Below are 23,779 nucleotides of genomic sequence, written 5' to 3'. Positions count from 1 at the left end.
TTTTCCAATAGGGATATAATGGCAGGGTTTTCGTCCATACTGGGAAGAGAAGCTTATCTTTCGTGTGAGCAATGTTAGGAGTGATACAACGACTATGAAACTATTAACTTGGTTAAGTAAAATCGTCATAAGCACCGTCCTTATTACATCAATTACGATGTTTACAACATGGTATGTCGTAAACATGTACGTGGAGGATATATTTCGACAGTATCAGCTACCCACGATGGGTAAAAAGATTCAATTTGGTGAATTTACGTCAAGATTGGCGGAAGAGCTGAATATAGTTAAGGGGAAAGACGGGGGGAAGAAGGCTGCGTTAGGGGAGACACCTACAACGAAGCCAACGCCTTCTCCTAGTCCCAACCCGTCAGGGGCGTTTCCAAGCCCGAGTTCAAGTCCAAATCCGAATGATCAACAACCTGTAGATGGTATTAGTTCGTCAAGCGGTGTAGGTGCATCTACAACGAATCAGGACGAGGCGATAGCCGTGATGGGAAGCGCTCGAACGGAGGAGAGCGAGAAGAGGGAGCTTGTTATGTCCACAGAGGATTTTGCGAAGAAGAAAGAAGCCCTCTCCAGCGATGATAAAATGAAAATATTTTCACTTGTAGTTGCTAAGCTGCCACAGACAGAGGTGCAGACACTCTCCGGAATTCTGGAAAATGGGATTACGACGGAAGAGCTTGATGAAGTAAATGCGACACTTAAGAAGTATTTGAACGACAAAGAGCTAGCCCAGTTAACAGACATTTTAAACAAGTATTAGGTTAAAGGGGAGTTGCTGACCCATGGATCGATTCCGTAGCTTCCCTACTAAGTTTCATGCCTTTTCGTCATTTCTCATAACTAGCAGGTAAATTAGTTGGGATTTCGAACAAAAATATAGACTTTTAGCGACTTCTTTTGGTGGTGGACACGAATCTATCACATGGTGATCGAGTATTTTGTTGAAATAGGCACGGAAAGTGTGTTAAATTTAACAAAAGAAAGACAACATAATGGATATTATGTCTAATCAAGGTTTATTTATGTATCTACGAGTATGTACTCTAGGGATGCAGGACCGTTCAAAGGGAGAAGATCATGACAGGTTTCAGGGGAATGCGTTTTGTCATGGATCTCGTTAAGAGATTCACGCCTAAGCGAGAAAGCTTGACCGGAAATGAATCATTATCAGACAAGCAGCTAGAGGAAGTTCAGCCAGTCGATGCAACGACATCCACGACACTATCGGTAATCAAGCGACATAAATGGTCTCTCGGACTTGGCGTAGGAGTTATTGCACTTACAGGTGCGATTACGTTCACCGGACATCAGTATGTAGAAGCGGGCATGGATGAAGTGTATCATGTGATGCTAAACAATCAAGAAGTCGGTATCGTTAGCGATATTAAGATAATTGATGAATATAAGAAGAACAAACCGTTAGATATTCAGAAGGATTTTCCAGATGTTCATGTCGTGCTCAAAACAGATGGTATCACCTACACGTCTGAAAGGGCTTACAATATGAAAACGGACGATTCTGCTGTTATTTCCTCCTTGAATCAATTGCTCATACCGCAACCTATGGGTGTGGCACTGAAAGTGGATGGTAAGACAGTAGCAATTGTGAAGGATCAGGCGACAGCCGATCAGATTCTGAATCAAGTTAGCGAGCCATTTACACCCAAAGGGAAAAATAGTGAAAAAGTAGCCGCCTTATCTACCGGTCTAGGTGAGGATATCTCAACAGCACCATCGGAGCTCGAAAAGGTGGAATTCGTTCAAAAGATTGATAAAGAGGAAGTTCCTATCGATCCGACGGAGTTAGCGAAGCCAGAAGATGTCGTGAAAACTCTGCAAACTGGCAATGTTGCACCAGCGAAGTACACGGTTGTTGAAGGTGACTGTGTTTCTTGTATTGCGAAGAAGTTAGGTATCACCAAGCAATTTATTTATGATAATAACCCGGGCATTCAAGATGATAAGCTCAAGATTGGGAATCAATTAGACGTTACAGTACTGAAACCAACACTCTCTGTGAAAACGACGGAGAAAATCGTTAAGAATCAAGAGATTCAGTACGATACCGAGTATGTGAAAGACGATTCGATGCGCTTAGGCGTTGTCCAACCGATTTCGCCAGGGAAGAATGGGCTTAAGAAAGTAACGATTCAAGTGACGAAAGTCGATGGTCTTATGACCGAAGAGCAAGTCGTGAATGAGGAAATTATTGATCAACCGGTCACCGCTAAGGTGAAAAAAGGGACGAAAGTCATCAAAGGTGAAGGTACAGGGAAGTTCGCATGGCCTGTCATTTCGCCTAGTATCTCCAGTACATTCGGTTATCGTTGGGGCAAGTTACATAAGGGCATCGACATCACAGGTAACAGAAATATTATGGCTGCCGATAATGGCAAAGTCATCGAAACAGGTTATAAGTCAGATTACGGCAATTATATTATTATTAACCATCTCAACGGATATGAAACACTTTATGGACATTTAAGCCAAATTACTACGAAATCAGGCACCATCGTCGAGAAGGGCGAGAAGATTGGCATTATGGGAAGCACAGGCGACTCGACTGGTGTGCATTTGCACTTTGAAGTTCACAGCAGCGGCAACCTGGAAAATCCTTTGAAATATTTGAATCGTTAGTTTGAAAAAATAGAGGCAAGGTCGAACCGGACAACTCGGGGGCCTTGTCTCTTTTTAGTTAAATGTATGTTAAAATGAGGGAGAGTATGTAGGAAATAACGGGTTGATCAATGGATCTAACTCTGGCAGTTGCACGTGAGTAGGCGTAGCAGTGTCAGTACCTTTATAGTAGGCGGTGGACGTATGTTTGGGAAAATTCTCGTGGTGGATGATGAACAACCAATTGCAGATATTTTGAAGTTCAACCTGGAGAAAGAGGGCTATCAAGTCATCTGTGCGTACGATGGTGGAAGCGCTGTAGAGCTTGCGTTCTCCGAACAGCCGGATCTGATTCTGCTTGACCTCATGCTGCCTGTCAAGGATGGCATGGATGTATGCCGTGAGGTGCGCTCTAAGCTCAATACGCCGATCATTATGCTGACAGCGAAGGATACGGAGCTGGACAAGGTTTTGGGCTTAGAGATGGGCGCAGACGACTATGTGACGAAGCCATTCGGCACCAGGGAGCTGCTGGCCCGTGTGAAGGCGCATCTGCGGAGACAGACGAAGGTGCAGACTGCACCGAATGAGCCGGAGGCGCAGCGCAATGGGATGCGCATTCATGCGCTTTTTATCGATAACGACATGTACATGGTGTATAAGGATGGAACCCCCCTTGATCTGACACATCGGGAGTTTGAGCTCATTCAATATTTGGCCAAGAATTCAGGCAAAGTGATGACCCGTGAGCATCTGCTGCAAGCGGTGTGGGGCTTTGAATATTTCGGCGACGTGCGAACCGTCGATGTGACGATTCGTCGCCTGCGCGAGAAGCTGGAGACAGATCCAAGTCGTCCAGAGTATATCATGACGCGCAGGGGCCTTGGCTACTTAATGCGCAGTCCTAAAGCCGGAGGCTTCTAAGCATGAAGGGCATCCGCTTCTTTCAATCGATTCAAGCGAAGCTAATTATTATTTATGTCCTGCTGATTCTGATTGCGATGCAGCTCATTGGGGTGTATTTCTATAAGACGGTAGAAACATATTTTAAGAATGATTTCTTAGCATCCCGCAATAGTCAGGTCACGCTGCTTGCTGGCTTCGTTGAATCGTATTTGACGGGGGATCAGGACAGCAAGAATGCGACGGAAGGTAAGAAAACCTACGCGGATTTAAATGAATTCGTAAGCAATCTTTTTTCTATTAATAATGCGGAAATTCAAATTATTGATGCGAATGGTAACGTAATCTCCACATCGGTTGCAAGCCATTTGAAGCAAAAAAATACACAGCCAGAAGTCATTCGGGCTTTGCAAGGGATTAAGGATAATCAGCGGATTTTCACGGACGAGGATGGGTATCGGAAGGTCATTATTGCGAAGCCAGTAGGCAGCGGGGCACGTGTCTTAGGGGCGGTGTATATCATCGCCTCCATGGAAGATGTGTACAAGACCATTCGCTCTATTAATCGGATTCTCATTTCGGCGACGTTGATTGCTCTAGGATTGACTGGCTTATTAGGCGTTCTCTTAACGAGCACGATTACGAACCCTATCAAAGAGATTACGAAACAAGCCACAGCTGTAGCTGAGGGTAATTTCGATCAACAAGTAGTGATTCAGGGGACGGATGAGATCGGTCAACTGGGACAAACCTTTAATTTTATGATGAACCGACTGAAAGAGGCACTCTCCCTCAATGAAGAAGAGAAGGAGAAACTGGCTTCTATTCTGACCAATATGAATGACGGCGTTATCGCTACGGATGATAGAGGGCAAGTGATTGTCTTGAATCGCCGGGCGAAGCAGATTCTCCAAGTGGAAGAGGAGACAACGCTGGGCTTGGATATCTCGGAAGTTATCGGGATTCCGATAGACACGATCCGCGGTTTGGTTACGGGGCAAGTGAATACGACGCTGCTTGATATTCAGCTCCCAGACGATGAGGATGAACAGCTGTCGGTTCGTATTACTTTTACGCCGATTCACCGCCGGGGAGAAGGTCAGCACGGGATTATTGCGGTGCTGCAGGACGTAACGGATCAGGAGAAGCTAGAGCAAGCGAGACGAGAGTTCGTAGCGAACGTCTCTCATGAGCTGCGCACGCCGCTGACGACGATCAAGAGCTACCTCGAGGCGCTCGATGACGGAGCGATCGAGGAGCCACAGCTTGCCTCACGCTTCATCAGCGTGACACGCAGCGAGACCGAGCGGATGATCCGCTTGGTAACGGATCTGTTGCATCTCTCGCGACTGGATTCGAAGCAGTCGATGATGAGCAAGTCCTCGACGCTCGTCAGCGAGATGCTGGAGGAGGTCGCGGACCGGTTCTCTTTTCAGCTGCAACAACGGAAAATTCAAATAATGTTACACGTGGAACATGGCGTAACAAGCCTATTGCTGGATCGCGACAAAATTGATCAAGTGCTCGATAATTTGGTATCCAATGCGATTAAATATACCGGTGACGAAGGTAAGATTCGCTTGGAGGCTCGCAAGATTGATAAAGATATACTGGAAATATCGGTGCAAGACAACGGGATGGGGATTCCGAAGAAGGACCTTTCCCGAATTTTCGACCGTTTCTATCGTGTGGATAAAGCGCGCTCTCGTAATATGGGAGGGACAGGCCTCGGTCTGTCCATTGCCCGGGAAATAGTGAAGGCGCATGGTGGAACGATTGCACTAGAGTCAGAGTTGGGCCAAGGAACGCGCGTCATATTTACGTTGCCGATCAGGCAGGAAGAGGAGGGGGAAGTATGATAGAGAGCCTGAAATCGGTCCTGCTCGTTCTATTGATTGGAACAAGCTTGTATCAGAGCTTTATCTTAGCTTCTTACAGCCCTCCGAAGATTGAGCCGATTAGGCAAAGCAACTACGTACAGACAGAGACTCTCGGCAAGCAAGCGGAGTTATCTGATATGTTATTTCCTGATCAGCTCATCATTCACTTAGGCAATCAGCAGCATTCTGTCTTGTATCCAAGTAATTACTACTACACCCGATTGCTCGATAATATTAAGCAGCGTAGTTTCAAAGGATTCCGCAAAACGTCAATGTACCTCGTCAACGTGAACTGGGAAGAAGTTCGGACGAAGCAGCTTGGTGTGGAGATTCGATTCAGAGAAGGCATTCCATTCTCCATTCTGCAACAGTTGTTCCGAATTGAAGGGGAAGTCCCCGTTGAAAATGATAAAATTACGAAGATTTGGATTTACTCCAAGGGGACGAATGATGAGGTTCGTGCGTTCTTTTTCACAGATTCGCCAGGTGTGGGATATGAAGTCATTGGCGCGGATTTCACGAGCAAAGACGTTGAGAATTTCGTCGCATATGGGGAGCCAACGAATTTATTCAAAGCAATGAATGGCGGCGATTATTATCTACCGTTAAAGGCGTTGCATGTACCCAGCTATACGTTCCCGTATACGCAGCTTACGGCAGATCAACTGAAGCAAAGCTTGTTCGTAGATCCAGGCATTACTCGCTATTTGAAAGAGCGGGATGGCTCCGAGATATACACGGATAGTAAGCGTGGTTTCCAATTGAATCGAGATCAGCGATGGGTGACCTATTTCGATCCCGTAGCACCAGCAGCTAGCAAAACCGAGGTGTTGGAAGATTTGATGGCTGGCATCAAATTTATTAATCAGCATATTGGTTGGGATGGCAAATACATGGTAGCTCGCACACCAGAGAAACTGTTGGACAACCAGACGTTCATATTCCGTCAATACTACGAATCCCTTCCGATTGTAACCCCGCAGCCAGAAGGATTTGGAACAATGAATATGCAAGTACAGAAAGGTGTTATCTCAGGATTTGAACGCTCGATGGTGATTCCTGATCTGAAATCGGGTCAGCGCAAAGAGAATGAATTGATGTCAGTCGAGGCAATAGAGCAACGCTTGCAGTACTATCAACGCCGATCTAGCATCATTTCGATATTCCCAGCGTATCGTCCGGCTGTTCTGGAGAAGACCTTAACCTTAACGAGCACGTGGGCAATCGAATTGCGCGATGGAACGTATGATTTTATTGAATAGACAAGATGACAGGGAATGGTTGGTGAGATTATGAATTGGAGTAGGGCTAAGACGATTTTGATCGCGTCATTTCTGCTGTTGAATATGATTCTTGGCTTCCAGCTGTGGTCCACCAATCGTTCCAACCAGACTGGCGTATCTTCGGATCCATCTAGTACTGTGGAGGATTTGAACCGTGCGCTCCGCAACAAAAATATTCGGCTTACGGACGAGCTTCCTTCAGATCCGCCTAAGTTGAAAGTCATCACGGTGAAGTATGACGACAGTATCAAGCCTGGCGAGGAGAAAACGCTCAAAACCCCTATTTACATGAGTGCGCTGCTAGGAAAAGGCGCTAGTAAGGAAGTTCAGTCACTTTCGGAGATTCCAAACTTCGCGATGTATCAGTTGGATTCAGCGATTAGCCGAGAAGGTATCTATGTATTCTCGCAACTGTATGCGAAGATTCCAATTTTTGACGTGATGGTTGAATTGAATGAGAAAAATGGAGAAATTACCAGTTACCGTCAAGCTTTCGTTGAAGTAGAATCAGAGGTAGAACAGACGGAGCAGAAGATGATTTCAGCTCAATTGGCGGTCCGCAGCTTGGTGGACAATTATTTAAGCGATGGTTCCATTATTACCGAGGTTCGATTAGGGTATCATGGACAACCATATAACTCGCAAACACAGCCCATGTATCCACATTGGCGGGTAACGATTGATAACGGAGATATTTATTATTTGCAAGCGTTCAATGGCGCGGTGGAAAAGGGAGCTGGACTTACCCCATTCGGCCTGAAAGGTGAGGGAGAGACATCCGCTGCTTCATCAGCCTCGGGTGCCAAGAACACGCCGAAGAAGTAACCATAGTACGGAATAAGAACTGGCACATGGATAGGTATAGTGGTATAGAGGAGTAGGGAAGATGGGAATTCGATTTACGGTGTTATCAAGTGGTTCAACGGGAAATGCAACAGTAGTCGATAACGGCGAGGTTAAGCTGTTAGTTGACGTAGGTTTCAGTGCGAAGAAGATGGAGCTGTTAATGAAGGAGCGGGAGCTCGCCGCGAGCAGTATTGACGGTATTCTCGTCACGCACGAGCATTCTGATCATATTAAGGGACTCGGTGCATTCGCTCGGAAATATGATGTGCCGATATACGCTAACGAGAAGACTTGGGTGGAGCTAGATCGTCAAATTGGCGTGATCGCTGAAGGCAATAAGCGTGTGATGGACACAGGCGGCCTAGAGGAGTTCGGCTCATTGAAGGTGGAATCCTTCGGGATTTCGCATGATGCCGCGGAGCCGGTGGGTTATGTTTTTTATGAAGGTGAGCAGAAGTTAAGTGTTGTGACTGATCTTGGGTATATGAGCGAAAAAGTGAAGGAAAAGATCTCGGATTCAGACGCCTTGGTTCTGGAAACCAATCATGATGTGGACATGCTGCGCGTGGGGCATTACCCATGGAGCATTAAGCGACGGATTCTCGGAGACAAGGGACATTTATCCAATGAAGCCGCAGGGGAAGCGCTCTGTGATATCATGACGAATAAGACGAAATCTGTCTATATGGCACACCTTAGCCGTGATCATAACTTAATGGATTTGGCCAGGCTAACCGTGAATAACATAGTACAAGAGCGAGCGCCAGAATCGAAGCAGCTGCGGCTGATGGATACGTATTATGACCGTTCTACGAAATGGGATGTATTGGATTCGGAGTAAGTGCAGCATCGAGTTCTTGAGACTTGAGCTGAATTTCTTGTGCGGTAATAAGCCCCTTATCAATTAAGACCTGAATGAGAGATGAGAGGACGAGCGACTGGTGATAATGGCTTTCCTTCAGGTCAGCAAGCTTACCGATCATATTAATTTCGTCAAAATGGGATGGAATCCGGTTCATGGCAGCATTCTCCTTTAAATAAGGTATAGTGGAAAAGTTTCATAACACTCTAGTAATTCGGTGAGAGATTTGGTTTACTATTATTGTAGGCAAGAAGTGAGTGAAACATTCCTATTTTTTGTAAAAAGGTAGCGCATGATGTTCTGTATGATGTGTTGTAACCCATCCATGGGTTGAAATAAAGCAAGGCAAGTGAGCTGCAAACCCCGTCAGCGAGGAGGGACCTGTTATGAGTTTGTTTGATGATGATTTTTATTCGACCAAAAGGTCCAGAAGGCGCGAACCGGTCTGGCGTCCCAAAGGGACAGGGAATTTCACGAGTTTCACAAGCTTCGCTGGTCGTAGACGGTATGTAGCCCTCATCGCAGGTGTCATTGGGGCAGTAGGCATGCTCATCGTGGTAGGGATTGTTCACGCTATTGGTGGTGGGGATGCGTCGAGAAGCGCAGCTGCGATTCCCGTAGTGGCCAAAGCGGATGTCCATCCGATGAATAGTAATGACTCGGTTGTTGCAGCGACGGACAAAATAAAACCAGCCGTCGTGAGCGTCATCTCGTCCAAGAAGGACGATGGGGGTCAAGAAACGGGCATTGGCATCGGATCAGGTGTCATGTTCGCACGCAGCGGAGATAAAGTTCGTATTGTGACGAACAGTCATGTCGTGGAGAACGGGAACCAGTTCGAAATCGTGAACTTCGAAGGTGAACATCGCAAAGCTACGCTGGTTGGGCGCGATCGGATAACCGATTTGGCCGTACTTGAGGCGGATGGTAAAGATGTGAAAGTACTTGCTGAGTTTGGCGACTCCGACAAGCTACGAGCAGGCGAAATGGCCATTGCCGTGGGCAATCCGTTAGGCCTGGGCTTCTCACCAACGGTGACGCAAGGCATCGTTTCTTCACCGAAGCGGACGATACCTGTTTCACTTTCACGTGAAGGCACCGACTATGACTGGGAAATGGACGTCATCCAAACGGATGCTGCGATTAACCAAGGGAACAGCGGCGGACCGCTGGTCAATATCGAGGGCAAAGTGATCGGCATCAATTCGATGAAAATTTCGGATACAGGTGTTGAAGGGTTAGGTTTTGCCATACCGATTAATAGTGTGACACCGATTATTGATAGTCTTATCAAGGACCACAAGGTGAAACGGCCATTGATTGGTGTGTCGACGCAGGAGCTGCAAGCTTTTAAGGGAACGGATGTATTAAAGTTGCCTGCAGATGTCAAAACTGGAGTTATCGTCTTCGATGTCTCTGGCCCTGCAAAGGAAGCGGGACTGAAAGCGCAGGATGTCATCGTACAGCTGGATGATCGCAAGATTGAAAGCACGATTGGGCTAAGGAAATACCTTTACAATGAGAAGAAGATCGGCGACAAAATCAATGTAGTATACTATCGCGCTGGGAAGAAGCTGACGACGGTGCTGACGCTGGTTGAGGCGACGGATAAGTAGTGGTTTGGAGAGTACGAGAATTAAAGAATCGCCGCGGATGAGAGGTAATTCAACATGCATGTCGTTTGTAAAGATCATGTGGAAATAGCTATAGATGAATTTGTTGATGAGTATGAGGAAGCTCCAGACGTTGTGGATTTGCAGAAAACCCACTTCGCCCACTGGGCACCGCCTGAGCACTGCGAGCATTGCCAGTCATTATCACGTTTTCTAATCGTATGAGAGAGGCCTAAGGGCCTCTTTTTTCTATATATAGACATGTATATGTTTTGGAATTGAGCTTTCCCACTCGAATAAATGGAAAATATACAGTTAATTATAGCGAATTCCTTCAAATTTCACGATTAGATGGAAATTATGTAGTTAAATCAGCGGATTTCATCCATATTCTCTTGAAATCTTGAAATTAAATGGATACTTTCCAGTTAAATCACTGAAATGCGAGTTAGACGTGAAATTAGATGTACAAAATACAGTTATTCTAGTATTTGGTCCACGGATGCTAGTACCCCTGCAGTAGAGAGGAGCGCTAACATGGCTGACGCAAACAAAAAGGGAACTGGGGGAGGGGAAGATGTTATTGCGTTTCTAGCATAAGCTCGATAAAATGCTGAGCAGCCTTGGAAACATGGCGATCCTTCAACCAGATTAGTCCGGTTGCTAATTTGAGCTGACTGTCTGCGATTTCATAAGCTTGGAACGCATATTCGCGATGCAATTTAACAATGGACTCCGGTACAATTGTTGTTGCATCCCCAGAGGATACCCAGTCCAATAGCGTGACCATATCGGAACATTCTCCGATTACGTTAGGCTGCAAGCCGCGTTCGGTGAATTGATCGATGATACTACGATACAACCCAAGACCCTCTGTACTAGGCAAAATGAGCGGATAACGTTGAATGTCAGCGAAAGTGAATGCATGTGATTCCGACGCGAAGGACTTGGCAGTAACGAAATAAAAAGGTTCAGGTTGCAGCTGGATGACTTCATAATCACCTAATTCCATTGGAAGTCGGATGATCGCAAGCTCGATGGTATGTTCTCGAATAAGCCGGAGCAGTTGTGCGGATTCATTCTGTTGTATTTTATAGGTAACCTCTGGGTAGCGGGTTTTAAAAATACGCAGCAGTTGCGGCAGTTGGGCCGAGGACAGCGTGTTAACGCCTATTCGTAACTTGCCGCGCGTACCCTTGCCGATCTCTTTTACATCATTCTCCGCTTCCTCTATAAGCTTGGTTACATGTAAGGCGTGCTTATATAAGACCTGTCCGGCTTCGGTCAGTTCGATGACTTTACCTGTTCGTAGAATAAGCTCGACGCCGAGCTCTTGCTCCATCAGCTTCAATTGTTGTCCTAAAGGGGGCTGCGTCATGTGCAATCTTTGGGCGGCTGCCGTAATTTGCTTCTCTTCAGCAATTGCGATGAAATAGCGAAGTTGGCGAATATCCATGGTAGAGGCATTCCTTTCCGAACGATAAAAGTATGTAAACTAAAGGATATAGATATTATTCGTATACTTATCGATATGATACCATAGAAGCCGACAGAAGGGGGGAGCCTTTATGCTTCGAAAGTATCATTCCAATCCGTATTTACATGTTTTACAATGGTTTATTTTTATGACCGCTAGTTCCGTGGCACTTCCTATCGTGATTGGTGGTCTGTTTCATTTGTCTCAGGATGAAATTGCCTCGTTGATGCAGCGTACATTTTTCGTAGTTGGACTCAGTTCCATGCTGCAAGCAGCACTTGGGCATCGATATCCGATTGTAGATGGCCCAGCGGGTTCATGGGTTAGCGTATTTGTCATGATGGCCGGTATCTCCGCGAATCAAGGTTACACGGCCAAAGAAGCGCTGCAGGTTCTAGAAGGCGGGCTGCTAATGGCCGGTGTGCTGTTGTTTTTACTGGGTATAACAGGCATCTTTTATAAACTCCTTAATCTATTTACACCACTCGTAACGAATTTATTCTTGTTCATCTTGTCTTTGCAGCTGAGTGGTGTGTTTCTGAAAGGCATGTTCGGCTTGAAAGCAGGGCAAGGGGCCGCAGATTATGGAACGATTCTGATCTCGTTAGCGGTATTTGGTGGCGTAGTGTTTCTGAATGTAAAAGGGAAAGGATGGACGCGCAACTATGCCGTACTACTAGGGATTATCGGCGGTTGGGTGCTACAAGCATTGGCCGTCGGGGGAATTTCTAATGGGGGTTCGGCCTCCGGTGCAAGGATCAAACTTCCCGATATATGGGCATGGGGATCCCCGCAGTTGAATCCAGGCATGGCTTTAACGGCCGCGCTGTTTACGTTGATCCTTGTTTCAAATCTTGTTGCTGCCATTACAGCGGCCCAGCAGGCCGTCCCGAGGAAGGAGCTCCCTGGCAAGGATGTCTACAACCGAGGCAGTCTAATTGCAGGCGTATCTCATGGACTTTCGGCTTTATTTTCCGCAGTCGCTGTCGTTTCGCTTCCGGTTACGGCGAGTTTTATCAGAATGACGGGACAAACGAGAAGAATGCCTTTCATCATCGCCTGCTTGGCGCTCTCGGCAATTGCTCTTGTCCCTTCGATCGTTCATTTCCTTGCTCAGCTGCCTACGTCCGTCGCTAGTGCGGTCTCGTTAGCGACTTTCGTGCAGATGACCAGTAACTCATTCTCCTCCTTATCGCGCGTCGTTCAAACACAGCGCCAGCTGACGATTCTGGGAATCGGAATTCTCATCGGTGCCGGCTTCACCCTCATCGCGGCTTCACCTCTGCCTGAACTTCCTGTCGTGATGCAGTATGCGTTTGGTAACGGGCTGTTAGTTGCCACTGTAGTGGTCATGGCCCTTGAGCGGTTCTGGAGGATTGACTCGAAATTAATCGTATCGAACTAAAAGAAAGAGCCAAGTTCCTCTAGGGAGGAATCTGGCTCTTTGTTCAGTTTATCGCGCTTTCAGGTAATCAATTAGAATGTGCTTGAGAATAGTCAACTGCTCCTCGTTGTCTAGATCGGACTCTAGGAGGAGAATGTTTTTCTGTAGTGACAGTTTTTTGGAAAAGAGACCGAACGTGTTAATAATCGTGGTCAAGGTCTCCTTAACCGGAAGGTCGGAACGAATGGATCCGTCCTCGAGGCCATTTTGAATAATCCTGCCATACTCACGTGAGATCTTACGGTTCAAGGCATTGAAGTCGAGAATACCTTCCAATGGCTCCAGCGAGTGAGATGCGTAGCTTTCAAAATCGACCATGAATTTAATGCTCGGATCGTTCTGATCTTCGATAAAGGAATCGAATAAACATTCAAGCTTTTCAAGACAAGACAGGGGCTGGTCAGCGACATATTGAAAACGATGAAGCATCGGTTCAAGCAATTTGGTAGCTACGGCAAAGATCAGTTTCTCTTTTTTGGGAAAATATCGAAATAAGGTTGCGATACCGATATTCGCGTCACTGGCGATATCTTGCATGGTGGTTTTTTCGATTCCCTTCAGCGTAAATACACGCTCAGCTGCGTCGAGAATGAGATATAGTCTTTGCTGCTTACCGTCAAACCGTTCTTTCTCGTATCTTGCTTTCGGATCCATAAGGGTTAGTAACCTTTCAACGTAGGTATTTCAATACAAGTATTATATCGACTGGGTATTCTTTCAGCAAGTGGAAGTTGAGTTCATAATACCATGGTGATATAATAAGTATTGTAGTGATAGTAACACTATCATTTAAGCGAAAAATTTAAAATTTATTTCATAAAAGGAGAGATCGCAATGACTCGTCTTACTAATAAAGTTGCTATCATTACCGGAGCGGGCAGTGGTATGGGGCGTGAAGAAGCACTTTTATTTGCCAAAGAAGGCGCTATGGTGGTAGCAACCGACATTAACGAAGCCGCTGTACAAGCTGTTGTGAAGGAAATTGAAGCTGCCGGAGGTCAAGCCATAGCTTATGCTCATAATGTTGTTTCTGAAGAAGAATGGATCAAAGTAGTCGAGGGAGCTGTTGCAACTTACGGCAAAGTGGACGTCTTGGTCAATAATGCGGGTATTTCCCTTGCCGTTGGATTGCTGGATACGACGATTGAACAATGGAATAAAGTCATGAGCATTAACCTGACGAGCACTTTCCTTGGCATGAAGCACGTTATCCCACATATGCAAGTGAATAAGGGTGGATCCATCGTCAACATTTCCTCTATCGCCGGACTAACTGGCAGCAGTGGAGCGGGTGCGTACACGGCTTCCAAAGGTGGTGTCCGCATGTTAAGCAAGGCGGCGGCTGTGGATTTCGGCAAGGATCACATCCGTGTCAATTCGGTTCATCCTGGCTTTATCGAAACGCCGATGAGCTCTGAATTCGTCAATAATAAGCAGATGCTGCAATGGTTCTTGTCTCAGACTGCACTGCCAAGAGTCGGGCGCGCGTCTGAGGTAGCCGAAGCCGTATTATTCCTGGCTTCTGATGAGTCAGCGTATATTACAGGTGTTGAACTACCTGTCGATGGCGGCGTCACAGCCAAATAAAGATTCGTATGCAATCATAATCAATTAAATGAGCATGAGTAGGGAGCCTGGAGTTGGTATAACTCTGGGCTTTTGTGCGTGGAGGGGTGCTATTGGTGCGTATATACAACGAATGGTATGATGGGAGGAATGGATGGTTATATGAGAGAAAGAATGGATGATGACATGAGAAAGAATAAACGATTAAATGAGAAATAGATGAAAGATTGAATATGAAAAGAATGAAAGATTAAATGAGAATGAATTGAAAAAAGATTGGGATAAAAGAAGGGGTACATTATGCATATACAAATACTGACCGTTGGGAAATTAAAAGAGCGCTATCTCGTGGACGGGATTGCGGAGTACGTGAAGCGTCTTGGCCCGTATGCCAAGATGCAAATGATTGAGGTGCCGGATGAGAAGGCACCGGAGAACATGAGCCCTGCTGAGGAACAGCAGGTTCGGGATCGTGAGGGCGCGCGGCTGCTGGCTGCGCTGCGCCCGGATGTGTACGTCGTGGCGCTGGCCATCGACGGTGAGATGTGGACGAGCGAGCAGCTGGCGAGCTCGCTCGATAAGTTGGCCACCTATGGGCGGAGCCAGGTGGCCTTCGTTATAGGGGGCTCGCTCGGGCTGTCGAGCGAGCTGCTGCGCCGTGCGGATATGCGGCTGAGTTTCGGCCGCATGACGCTGCCGCACCAGCTGATGCGGCTGGTGTTGGTGGAGCAGATTTATCGCGCGATGCGGATAAATCGGGGGGAGCCTTATCATAAGTGACGGCGAAAAAATTTAAATGTCAAGGAGGGTTCTGAGGGCTATAAGAGTAATGGAGAAAAGTGCTATTGAGATATGTTTGTCCCCCTAGTAGAGAAGGTTCTAGAGGGACATTTTGTGGCAAAATACGACAATTTTTTCCAAATTGGTGATATAATTGTGATACATGGAGGGCTTTTTGCTCGAACTTAGTGAATTCGTAAAAAAGATGTTAGGCGAAAATGCTTCAATAATAAAGAGGAGTGTTAAGTCATGGAAGACGAAAAGCAAAGAAAAGTCAAGGTGAATGACATTAGAATGTGTCAACCAGTTGGTTTTAGAAGCAAAGAAGAACAGCAAATAATCTTTGTGCAATTAACAGAGTCTTTTGAACATAATGAGAAAAACGTCTACTTCTACAGGCCTAATAATGTTTCTTTGTGCATGAACATCTCGAAAAAGGAATCTGAAAAAGCTAAAAAAATTTATAAACAATTAGTTGAACCCAAGCTATCAATTGAAGATACTAAATCCATTGAATTTAAAGAGGAAGAGACATCAACATTATATGATTATTTTGAGCATATTCACACAAGCCTGATTTTTATTTATACAGCTGTAGAGGCATTTGCTAATTTGGCTATTCCGAATACTTTTGAATATGAAAAGGTAAATAATAAAGGAATTAAGGAGATATGCAATAAAGAAAACATAGAAAGATGGATGCCAACATCAGAAAAATTAATTGAAATATTACCAATGGTACTTAAAACTACGTCTCCAAAGGATACTGACTACTGGAGCAAGTTTAAAAAATTAGAGGGAATGAGGAATGACTTAATCCACCAGAAGACAATTTCAGATATGAAAGTTTTTATACAATTTCTTGATAAGGAAATCTTTGAATTAATCGGTTCAGGGTTTAAATTGTTAACTTTTTTTTGCAAAGAGAGCTCTGACAATCCATTTTTTCCAATGGGGTTCGGTAAAAGGGACATTATTATCAATGATGTAGAAACATTTGATGATATTTTTGAATTAATCGAAGAAGGCAGCAACCGCGCCTAAAACCCCATGTTCACCCCGATGATTCGACTCTCGTTCCGACAGAGTTTGAAGTGAATTCGGTGAGGCATATAGCCGGACACACCCGACATTCGTCGGGCGTGGAGAATTCAACAACGTTATATGACATTCCCTAAAAGTTCTAATATGAGAGGAAAATTTATGAATAGAGTTCAAGAGACACTAATGAAATTTGCAGGTCAAGCAAGCTATATTTTGCATGATTATTTTGAATTGACTTCGGCATATTTTAATAAGGATTCAGAAATTTCTGATAATCACAGATATATCTTGAAACAATTACCAATAAGCTGCCAATTGACTAGTGAAAGTAGCTTAATACTAGTTGGAAATGTACGTATGTGGGATAACGAAATGCTTCTTCGATCAATAATGGAGGGAACAGTTAAATTTATATATTTGAGTTTAGGAAGTAATGAAGAAAGAGAAAGGAAGCTCACTGAATTCTGGGAAGTTTTGCCTACAATAAGTGAAATAAAACGGACAAAGCGGGCGAAGGAATTAATTAATGGTTTACCTAAGCCACTGACCAATGATATGGGGTTTATTAAAGAAGTAATTCTTGATAACGAAACAATCGAAGAACTTGAAAGGAAATTTCCAAGAAAACTTAGGAAGGAAATTGAACATAAATGGTCGTATAGCGAAATTGTAAAGGAGCTTTCTAAACATCCTTTATATAGTAACCTGCAAGGTCTATTCCATGGTTATGGTATTGGAAGTCAGTTAATACACCAAGATGCAGATGCAATTAATTTGTTAATTGATCATAACAGCAGAGCGACCGAAAGAAGAGAAGCCAAAGAGTTAGCCCATGGTTGCAGACAAATAAGTGACATTATTACTTTCGCAGCAATGAGATATTTTGCTTATTCTAAACTACATAATGAAAATATAGAAAAACTATTTTTAGAATCCTTCGACAAATTAAATTATGAAATGGAATCTTACCATAAGTTATTTCGAGAAGTTGAAGACAAACATAGAAGCTTATGATGATAATTCAAGAAGCAGGGAACGTCATATAACACCGTATCCACGCTGTGGGCTGTTCGGCCCTCGGTTCGCAAATATTAATAAGAAGAAGCTGTATCAGCAAACAACCCAGTTTTACCCCGTCCAGTTTCTCCACAAGTTGTGCAAACATAGTCGCCAGTCTTTCCATGCCGACAGGTTTCACTGACCACATGGGGGTGACTGCAAGGTTTGTTGCCCCATTTTTTTCGCAGTGCAGTTACTTCGCTTGTATGTCGCTCCTTTATCCAGCTTCTTACCACAATTATACTCCAGATGCTTGGATACAGCGCATGGATCATTCTGTTCCACAGGATATGAACTAATCGAGAATTCTAAGGAGTAAAAACCATGACTATGCCAACAAAAGCCCAGATTTTTGAACATTGGATGGATTGGCTAGACAAGAGGGGGCTCGACTGGGGGGAGCCATGTTGTTGGGCTTGTAAACGCCATTTTGATGTTAAATATGATTTGAACAAGCCTACTGCTAAACGTGTAGATATAATAAGTAATTGGGATAGCGTACCTCTTCAACGTTGCCACATAATTGCCCGTCAGTTCGGTGGAGAGAATGTCCCAGATAATCTATTTCTGATGTGTAAGAGCTGTCATGACCGGGCTCCGAACACGAAGTCTCGTGAATCGTTTTTAGATTGGGTAGAAAAGCAAGATTACACATCCTTGGTTCAAGAAGACATCATGAGAGAGTTGAGGAATTTTGAGCTCTTTGACCGCATTGTTGATGTAGGTGAGATGCTGGCAGATAAAGAGTTGATGAAACGCTTTTTTAGTAATTCTGGTTTTCATATGAATCAGGCTAGAGGTGGGTCGGAGATTACCCTTTCAAGTATATTTGTTCAGATAGCTGAGGAACTCAAAAGACGTAAGTAAGACGCACACTCCACCAAGCCAACACAAGGGAGAGCGCCCATCACATGCGTTCTCCTCTCATATCGGTATTCCCCTCATTTTTCCTATTATACAGTTTTACCAACTCAGCTTGATAAGCGTTAATCGATTGCTCGGTTAAACCAGCATCAGATGTTTGAGTGCCATAGAGCCTATCAAATCGGCTCCGCAATTCATCCCATTCCATTAGTTCATTCCCCCATATGCGGATTCGAGTAAAGCATAGAGGAGGAGCGGGACTAATTACAAATTTGATTTCGGTGAATGATTCGAGAAGGATTTTGGCGAACTTGCCCCGCTGCTTCCGCTCTCATGGTTTCTGGCAGTAGTTTGGTAAGCTTTGTAGAACGAAGAGGGGTTACCTCAGCGCGGCGCACTTTATATAGAGGCTCGGCATTGGTAGTTAATTTAATGAGAGAACGTTGATTTACATACGAAATGATTTTTTAAAATCCACAAAAAGCTTGTTTACAACGTCAATATCGAGTGGTATTATGGAAAAAAACATCATTGATGTTGACGATGTAAATAGGAGGCGTTGAAATGAAGAATATGGATGAAAAGCAGTCGGTTAATAAACGGATTGATCTCGCGAAACTTATTGAGTACATTTCCAAAGATCCAGAAAGTGAGTTAGTTGTGCAGGATACAGAGGAACTGTTGAAACTCATCGTTAATCAGCATACCATGACAACCGGAGAGGTAATGAACTGGTTTGAAGTGAGCCGACAAAGGTTGCTGGGGTTGAAGAACCAAGGATATTTGAACGAGCTCAAAGGAGGCTTGTACAGTCGGTCCAATGTTGAAACTATGCGCTGGCAGCAGATAGAAGGGGGACGACTTCGTTATGAGTTATACCCGGTTTTTCGTCTTCTTGACTGCTGCCTGATTATAGACAAACGGAGATTCTTTGATTGCCAGACTATGGTGAAAGTAGAGTCGAAAGGAGAACACTACAATCCAGTGAACCATCCATATAAACTGGCGCTAGAAGAGATGCTTTCTGCAGCGGTGGAAACCTACAAGAAAAATCAAACAGTTGTGTATTTGATGCAGAAGGGGTTTGATGAAGTTTATAACCTGGATGATCTTCAGCGAGTAGAAAAAGAAGGAATGTGGTTCGCCGGAGAGCATACGAAAGACGATTTCTTGGAAATGCTCGAGAGAACCAGCAAAACCGAAACTGGGCTTGAAAAAGCAGATAATTTCCAAGTAACGATAAACGAACTTGCATCGATGTGATTTCCGGTTTTCTTGTAACGATAAAAAAATGGATGAATAATTAAATGATGCAAAATAAGTGGCGGCTCAGTGGCCGCCACTTATTTTCGCCGATAGCCCCGTTAAGCTGAACCATATCACAAGTAACGGCTTTTTGTTTAAGAAACGCAGTTTTATTAGTCTAACGGTAGCCCTACCGGGCTGCCGTTTTTAAACGCATTTGCTCACTACATTAGAATCGCTGGCTTGAGCACCTTCTCGCACCATTCCATAAAGCTAGTCGAGGTGCGCTGAGCGATGCGCGATTCGGTGTCGTAAATACCTTGATCTTGTGCTGCAACCATGTCGATTAACCCCGTTGCCCAAGCCTCACTCATACCGTACTGCATCATCGTCTCAACATATTCTGTACGAGGGACTTGATGATAACGGATAGGCCGCTCCAGTACGTGTGACATGATCTGTGCCATATCTTCTGGGGAGAGGTCATCAGGACCGACTACGGGGATGCTGTCCTGACCAGTCCAAGATTGATCGAGTAATAACCTTGCAGCCATAGAGGCTATATCATGCGTAGCACAGGTTGCTAGGATACGATCTGACGAATTGGCCATGAAGAAGGTGCCTTGGTTCTTAATTGCTTGAACCTGATGGAGCAAGTTCTCCATGAAGAAAGGCATTAGGAGCGAACGGTAGCTCACGCCCGTGGACATTATTAGTTCATCCATAGCAAACGCAGGTGACAATAGTCCAGCGTTCTTACCGAAGGCATGGCCTAGGCTCGATATGCCGACTACATGCTTAATACCCTGCTGCTTAATCGCTTCGCATGCTGGACGTGTAAAATCTAAGTAATGGCTCATGGGGTTATCAGATCGGGGGTTTGGGGGCACCAACCATAATAAGCTTTCAGCACCTTTTAATGAATGGGTTAGGACATCAATGTCGTCGTGCGAACCTTGTATGATCTCGACACGCTTAATCAAGCGTTGGGGTAAACGGGATGGATCGCGCATTATCGCGCGAATGTCCTCTGAGCTGCTAGAGATAAGGTTAAGGACCTCTTGGCCGATTTGGCCGGTTGGTGTAGTAATTACTATCATAAGAATGGCCTCCTATATAAATTTCAATGAAACCATACAGTGTTGTCTATTCAAGAAAGTTCTGTATACTACATTGTATAGTGAATATTAAGGGATTGGATCGCATTGAGCAATCAATAAAAGGCCTCTAATGAGGCTTAAACGACATTTGCTCTTGTTTGTCTGTTGTCTTGAAATCATGAGGAGTGAATTGCGAAATGCCATTGAATGAGAACGATCCCCGAGTAAAGCGAACTCGCCAGTTAATGATTCAGTCGTTTATGGAGCTGCTTCTTGAAAAGAAGAATATTTACTCCATTTCTGTGCAAGATATTGCTGCTCGTGCGACTGTAAACCGAACCACGTTTTATGCACATTTCGAGGATAAATTTGCTTTTCTTGAGTGCTGGATGAGGGATAAATTTCAGAGAAAATTAAAGGAAGAATTGCCGAGTTCCCCCCTATCGAACATGAGTAGTCTGCGAACGCTTATTTTGTCCGTATTCGATTTTCTTGCACGTACTCGAGAATATATGAAGGCAGAAGAGGATCGTAAATTTGAACCGCTTTTTGAAATTGCGATGCAAAAAGAACTCTACCAGCTGTTGTTTGAATGGCTGAATAAGGAGTCGGAGACCGCAGTTCCACAAAAGATGGTGGAAGCCACGTCCCTCGTTGTAAGTTGGGGCATATTTGGGTCAGCTCTGCAATGGAGCAGAAATCCTGAGAATCGGACAATGGAAGAGATGGTTCAAGACCTATTGGTTGTTGTTGCTGCGAGTTTAGCACCTATTTTCAGCGAATCAAATTAACTAAAAATACTGCATTTAGGTGCGCAAGTACCAACTCGATTCGCTAAAATGCAACTCATAGGGCTCAATGATTCTATCCATTACAGCCCCGTATTTATCTGTATTTTCATACGAAACCAGCCTTTTCCTGGATATGTACTCTTGAAATGTCTTTAAGGTTTCAAGAATCTCGGACCGACCTTCCCAAGCATAAAATGACATTTGAATGGAACGATTAAGAGACAATGGACTAACCATTGCCTCTATTTTTTTATCGTTCTTTCCACAATCTTTAGTAAGGAGGAGTTGCATATCAGAGGCACTGCTTCGGTGAATAGTGGTTTTACACATAATCACGTTCAATCACAAGAAGTCGAAGAGGGGGTTGGTTTCTTTCAGCTGTTTTGGCCCTAATATTTAGAATCTCGTCCAGATTCCTAGCATATAATGACTCAAGTTGATCTTGGGAGGGGTAGAATTTGAAATCATTAAATAAATATGTAGCTGAATTCATTGGCACGTTCGTGCTTGTTCTGTTCGGTTGCGGAAGCGCAGCCACGGCGGGAGGCGAGCTGGGGTATCTGGGCATCGCAATGGCTTTCGGCCTGTCGATCGTGGCGCTCGCCTATGTGATCGGCCCTATTTCCGGCTGCCACGTTAATCCTGCCGTATCGCTCGTCATGCTCGTCAGCCGGAAGCTTTCTGCCAAGGATTTCTTCGGCTACGTCGTCGCCCAGGTCGCTGGTGCTATCGCCGGTTCGGCGCTGCTGTACGCGATCATCGACTCGACGGGCAAGGCGGTGACAAACCTCGGGCAGAATGGTTTCGGCGAAGGCTACGGCATCGGCATTACGGCGCTGATGGCTTTTGTGGTGGAGATTGTCTTGACGTTCGTTTTCGTCTACGCCATTCTCGGCGTGACCTCGGAGCCCGGTAACGGCAGAGTCGCCGGGTTGGTCATCGGCTTGACGCTCGCGTTCGTACATATTCTCGGCATCGGTTTGACGGGAACTTCAGTCAATCCGGCGAGAAGCTTCGGACCGGCGATTCTGCTCGGGGGAGAAGCATGGTCCGAGCTGTGGGTTTTCGTCACAGCTCCGTTCCTTGGGGCACTGCTGGCAGCTGCCGCTTATCGGCTGCTGAACGTTCGCAAAGCCTAACAATTCGCCTAATAGTTGAAATCAAACAGCGGCAGTCTAGAACTTTGAAGTCTTTATTTCCTCTAAAAAAAGGCCACAGCCGCGATTCCGGGCTGTGGCTTTTGAATGAGCAGAGAAAGGGTGTCAAAGCCTGCTACATATCTTCAATTATTCAGGTCGCAGACACTTATCTTTTAACCACAGGCACCCAAAATTCGCCGTAGAACGTGCCGTCGCCGTTATCTTTGCGATAAGTCGCATTGGGACCGCCGATGTAAGCATAGTCAGTGATTTGGGCTAGGACTTCGCCGAAGGCGCGGTAGGTCAGCTGATCGAACAAAGTTTCCTTATCGCCATTTCCTGCGACCACGATGTACTCGCTTTCTGGGAATTCGATGATGCGCGTTGCGTCAGCCACTGATTTACGAGCTTCTACCGCGAAATAATTCCACGGTTTTCCTTGATATACCTCATTGACTGACCATTCACGATCGTCCTTTGCGGCGTCCTTGAGCTTATCAAATCGCCCGTCGGCTCGGAGTCCGCCCCAAAACTCGTCTTTTTCCTTCTGCATGGCCGGCATGTCTTGGAAATTGGACTGGATTGAAAAACCATAAGCGGTCAATTCAAATGATTTTTTGTGTTCAAGTGAGTAATCTGTCATGTGAGTGCTCCTTTTTCCAATCGCCTATAGTTATATTCTACCAAAATTCAACAATAATTAACCTTCTACTTTTACTGCGCGAAGCCACATTTCCCCGTAGTATTCACCGTTATCAGCTGCTTTGACGAATACGGAGTTACCAGGCCCAACGTACTTGTAGTCTGTGATTGCTTGCAGCGCGCCGCCGAAAACATGGCCTGTGATTTCGTCGGCAAGGCGGTCTTTATCTGCGCCTGTGCCTGGTACAACGATGTAGTCGCCAGCGAGGAAATCGAGGACGACCGCGCCTTCCACATCGAACTCGCCCATCACGCCAAATCCGCGCCAAGCTTTACCGTCGATGACGTAGTTGATTTGATATTCTTGCCCTTCAGCGAGCGCGAGCAGTTCGGCAAGGTTGCCGTTTTCCGTAATTTCGGCTTTTTTCGCTGCCGTTCTTGCTGCATTGCCTGCCCAGTCGTTGAAGTCTTCAAAAGAAACACCGAAAGCGGTCATTTTGTAGTTGTCTGAGATGGTTTTGATAGCGTAGTTAGCCATAGCTTTCTCTCCTTTGAGAATGTATTTCTTACAAGATTGATACTACATGCTAAATGTATCAAAAAATGATACTTTTTT

General features: G+C 45.1%; 26 protein-coding genes. 18 read left to right on the top strand and 8 right to left on the bottom strand.

Annotated features, from left to right (window positions below; all coding sequences use genetic code 11):
• The first annotated feature begins 94 nt into the window (after positions 1-94).
• The 7 genes from A8708_RS20795 (at position 95) to A8708_RS20765 (ending at position 8,378) form a co-directional block, all read left to right on the top strand.
• Positions 95-769 carry a hypothetical protein gene (locus A8708_RS20795; RefSeq protein ID WP_068666978.1) on the top strand — a complete coding sequence of 225 codons (675 nt, stop codon included), beginning with the start codon at positions 95-97 and terminating at the stop codon, positions 767-769.
• Between the two features lie 317 nt (positions 770-1,086).
• On the top strand, positions 1,087-2,646 hold the full coding sequence (locus A8708_RS20790) for a M23 family metallopeptidase (RefSeq protein WP_068666977.1): 1,560 nt from the start codon (positions 1,087-1,089) through the stop codon (positions 2,644-2,646).
• Positions 2,647-2,829: 183 nt separating this feature from the next.
• Entirely contained in the window at positions 2,830-3,549 is a 720-nt protein-coding gene (gene yycF, locus A8708_RS20785) for a response regulator YycF (RefSeq protein ID WP_056622616.1), read from the top strand.
• 2 nt (positions 3,550-3,551) lie between these two features.
• Positions 3,552-5,387: a cell wall metabolism sensor histidine kinase WalK gene (gene walK / locus A8708_RS20780; RefSeq protein ID WP_068666975.1), complete on the top strand. Its 1,836-nt coding sequence runs from the start codon at positions 3,552-3,554 to the stop codon at positions 5,385-5,387.
• Positions 5,384-6,670: a YycH family regulatory protein gene (locus A8708_RS20775; RefSeq protein ID WP_068666973.1), complete on the top strand. Its 1,287-nt coding sequence runs from the start codon at positions 5,384-5,386 to the stop codon at positions 6,668-6,670. The genes walK and A8708_RS20775 overlap by 4 nt, the downstream gene beginning before the upstream one ends.
• Before the next feature lie 30 nt (positions 6,671-6,700).
• A complete protein-coding gene (yycI, locus tag A8708_RS20770; RefSeq protein ID WP_082927680.1) occupies positions 6,701-7,516 on the top strand; it encodes a two-component system regulatory protein YycI in 816 nt (271 codons plus the stop codon).
• 61 nt (positions 7,517-7,577) lie between these two features.
• Positions 7,578-8,378 carry an MBL fold metallo-hydrolase gene (locus tag A8708_RS20765; RefSeq protein WP_068666969.1) on the top strand — a complete coding sequence of 267 codons (801 nt, stop codon included), beginning with the start codon at positions 7,578-7,580 and terminating at the stop codon, positions 8,376-8,378.
• Here A8708_RS20765 and A8708_RS20760 read toward each other — a convergent pair.
• Positions 8,347-8,556: a hypothetical protein gene (locus A8708_RS20760; protein WP_028557203.1), complete on the bottom strand. Its 210-nt coding sequence runs from the start codon at positions 8,554-8,556 to the stop codon at positions 8,347-8,349. The two genes, A8708_RS20765 and A8708_RS20760, sit on opposite strands and share 32 nt — an antisense overlap.
• 229 nt (positions 8,557-8,785) lie before the next feature.
• On the opposite strand from A8708_RS20760, the gene A8708_RS20755 reads away from it, so the two are divergent.
• Complete coding sequence (locus A8708_RS20755) at positions 8,786-10,015, top strand: S1C family serine protease (RefSeq protein ID WP_068666965.1); 1,230 nt, start codon at positions 8,786-8,788, stop codon at positions 10,013-10,015.
• Between the two features lie 54 nt (positions 10,016-10,069).
• Positions 10,070-10,237: a CxxH/CxxC protein gene (locus A8708_RS20750; protein WP_063795715.1), complete on the top strand. Its 168-nt coding sequence runs from the start codon at positions 10,070-10,072 to the stop codon at positions 10,235-10,237.
• 355 nt (positions 10,238-10,592) lie between these two features.
• Here the strand turns inward: A8708_RS20750 and A8708_RS20745 are convergent, their stop codons facing one another.
• Positions 10,593-11,468, bottom strand: a complete 876-nt coding sequence (locus tag A8708_RS20745) for a LysR family transcriptional regulator (RefSeq protein ID WP_068666963.1) — start codon at positions 11,466-11,468, stop codon at positions 10,593-10,595.
• A 112-nt stretch (positions 11,469-11,580) separates the two neighbouring features.
• Between A8708_RS20745 and A8708_RS20740 the strand changes: the two genes are divergently transcribed.
• On the top strand, positions 11,581-12,894 hold the full coding sequence (locus A8708_RS20740) for a purine/pyrimidine permease (RefSeq protein WP_068666961.1): 1,314 nt from the start codon (positions 11,581-11,583) through the stop codon (positions 12,892-12,894).
• 48 nt (positions 12,895-12,942) lie between these two features.
• Here the strand turns inward: A8708_RS20740 and A8708_RS20735 are convergent, their stop codons facing one another.
• Positions 12,943-13,587, bottom strand: coding sequence for a TetR/AcrR family transcriptional regulator (locus A8708_RS20735; RefSeq protein WP_068666959.1), 645 nt, complete (start codon positions 13,585-13,587; stop codon positions 12,943-12,945).
• Between the two features lie 180 nt (positions 13,588-13,767).
• Between A8708_RS20735 and A8708_RS20730 the strand changes: the two genes are divergently transcribed.
• The 5 genes from A8708_RS20730 (at position 13,768) to A8708_RS20710 (ending at position 18,249) form a co-directional block, all read left to right on the top strand.
• Positions 13,768-14,520 carry an SDR family NAD(P)-dependent oxidoreductase gene (locus tag A8708_RS20730; protein ID WP_068666957.1) on the top strand — a complete coding sequence of 251 codons (753 nt, stop codon included), beginning with the start codon at positions 13,768-13,770 and terminating at the stop codon, positions 14,518-14,520.
• Positions 14,521-14,799: 279 nt separating this feature from the next.
• Positions 14,800-15,279, top strand: a complete 480-nt coding sequence (rlmH, locus tag A8708_RS20725; protein WP_068666955.1) for a 23S rRNA (pseudouridine(1915)-N(3))-methyltransferase RlmH — start codon at positions 14,800-14,802, stop codon at positions 15,277-15,279.
• A gap of 249 nt (positions 15,280-15,528) precedes the next feature.
• Positions 15,529-16,323 (top strand): hypothetical protein, encoded by a 795-nt coding sequence (locus A8708_RS20720; protein ID WP_068666953.1) that lies wholly within the window; start codon positions 15,529-15,531, stop codon positions 16,321-16,323.
• 159 nt (positions 16,324-16,482) lie between these two features.
• Positions 16,483-17,337, top strand: coding sequence for a DUF5677 domain-containing protein (locus A8708_RS20715; RefSeq protein ID WP_068666951.1), 855 nt, complete (start codon positions 16,483-16,485; stop codon positions 17,335-17,337).
• Between the two features lie 369 nt (positions 17,338-17,706).
• The gene (locus A8708_RS20710; protein WP_068666949.1) at positions 17,707-18,249 is read left to right on the top strand and encodes an HNH endonuclease; all 543 of its coding nucleotides are present in this window, start codon (positions 17,707-17,709) and stop codon (positions 18,247-18,249) included.
• Positions 18,250-18,289: 40 nt separating this feature from the next.
• Here the strand turns inward: A8708_RS20710 and A8708_RS35555 are convergent, their stop codons facing one another.
• Positions 18,290-18,454, bottom strand: coding sequence for a hypothetical protein (locus tag A8708_RS35555; protein ID WP_157264915.1), 165 nt, complete (start codon positions 18,452-18,454; stop codon positions 18,290-18,292).
• 356 nt (positions 18,455-18,810) lie between these two features.
• Between A8708_RS35555 and A8708_RS20705 the strand changes: the two genes are divergently transcribed.
• On the top strand, positions 18,811-19,509 hold the full coding sequence (locus A8708_RS20705; RefSeq protein ID WP_068666947.1) for a hypothetical protein: 699 nt from the start codon (positions 18,811-18,813) through the stop codon (positions 19,507-19,509).
• A gap of 206 nt (positions 19,510-19,715) precedes the next feature.
• On the opposite strand, the gene A8708_RS20700 is transcribed toward A8708_RS20705, so the two are convergent.
• The gene (locus A8708_RS20700; protein ID WP_068666945.1) at positions 19,716-20,591 is read right to left on the bottom strand and encodes an NmrA family NAD(P)-binding protein; all 876 of its coding nucleotides are present in this window, start codon (positions 20,589-20,591) and stop codon (positions 19,716-19,718) included.
• A gap of 197 nt (positions 20,592-20,788) precedes the next feature.
• Here A8708_RS20700 and A8708_RS20695 point away from each other — a divergent pair, with 197 nt between their 5' ends.
• Positions 20,789-21,382, top strand: coding sequence for a TetR/AcrR family transcriptional regulator (locus A8708_RS20695; protein WP_068666943.1), 594 nt, complete (start codon positions 20,789-20,791; stop codon positions 21,380-21,382).
• A 15-nt stretch (positions 21,383-21,397) separates the two neighbouring features.
• Here the strand turns inward: A8708_RS20695 and A8708_RS37205 are convergent, their stop codons facing one another.
• A complete protein-coding gene (locus A8708_RS37205; protein WP_461824337.1) occupies positions 21,398-21,583 on the bottom strand; it encodes a WYL domain-containing protein in 186 nt (61 codons plus the stop codon).
• Positions 21,584-21,840: 257 nt separating this feature from the next.
• Here A8708_RS37205 and A8708_RS20685 point away from each other — a divergent pair, with 257 nt between their 5' ends.
• The gene (locus A8708_RS20685) at positions 21,841-22,521 is read left to right on the top strand and encodes an MIP/aquaporin family protein (RefSeq protein ID WP_068666939.1); all 681 of its coding nucleotides are present in this window, start codon (positions 21,841-21,843) and stop codon (positions 22,519-22,521) included.
• Positions 22,522-22,687: 166 nt separating this feature from the next.
• Here A8708_RS20685 and A8708_RS20680 read toward each other — a convergent pair whose 3' ends face one another.
• Entirely contained in the window at positions 22,688-23,164 is a 477-nt protein-coding gene (locus tag A8708_RS20680; RefSeq protein WP_068666937.1) for a GyrI-like domain-containing protein, read from the bottom strand.
• Positions 23,165-23,221: 57 nt separating this feature from the next.
• The gene (locus tag A8708_RS20675) at positions 23,222-23,701 is read right to left on the bottom strand and encodes an early set domain-containing protein (protein ID WP_068666935.1); all 480 of its coding nucleotides are present in this window, start codon (positions 23,699-23,701) and stop codon (positions 23,222-23,224) included.
• Positions 23,702-23,779: the final 78 nt, after the last annotated feature.

The organism is Paenibacillus oryzisoli (assembly GCF_001653565.1).
Classification (GTDB): Bacteria; Bacillota; Bacilli; order Paenibacillales; family NBRC-103111; genus Paenibacillus_E; species Paenibacillus_E oryzisoli.
This window is presented reverse-complemented; position numbering and strand designations above follow the sequence as displayed.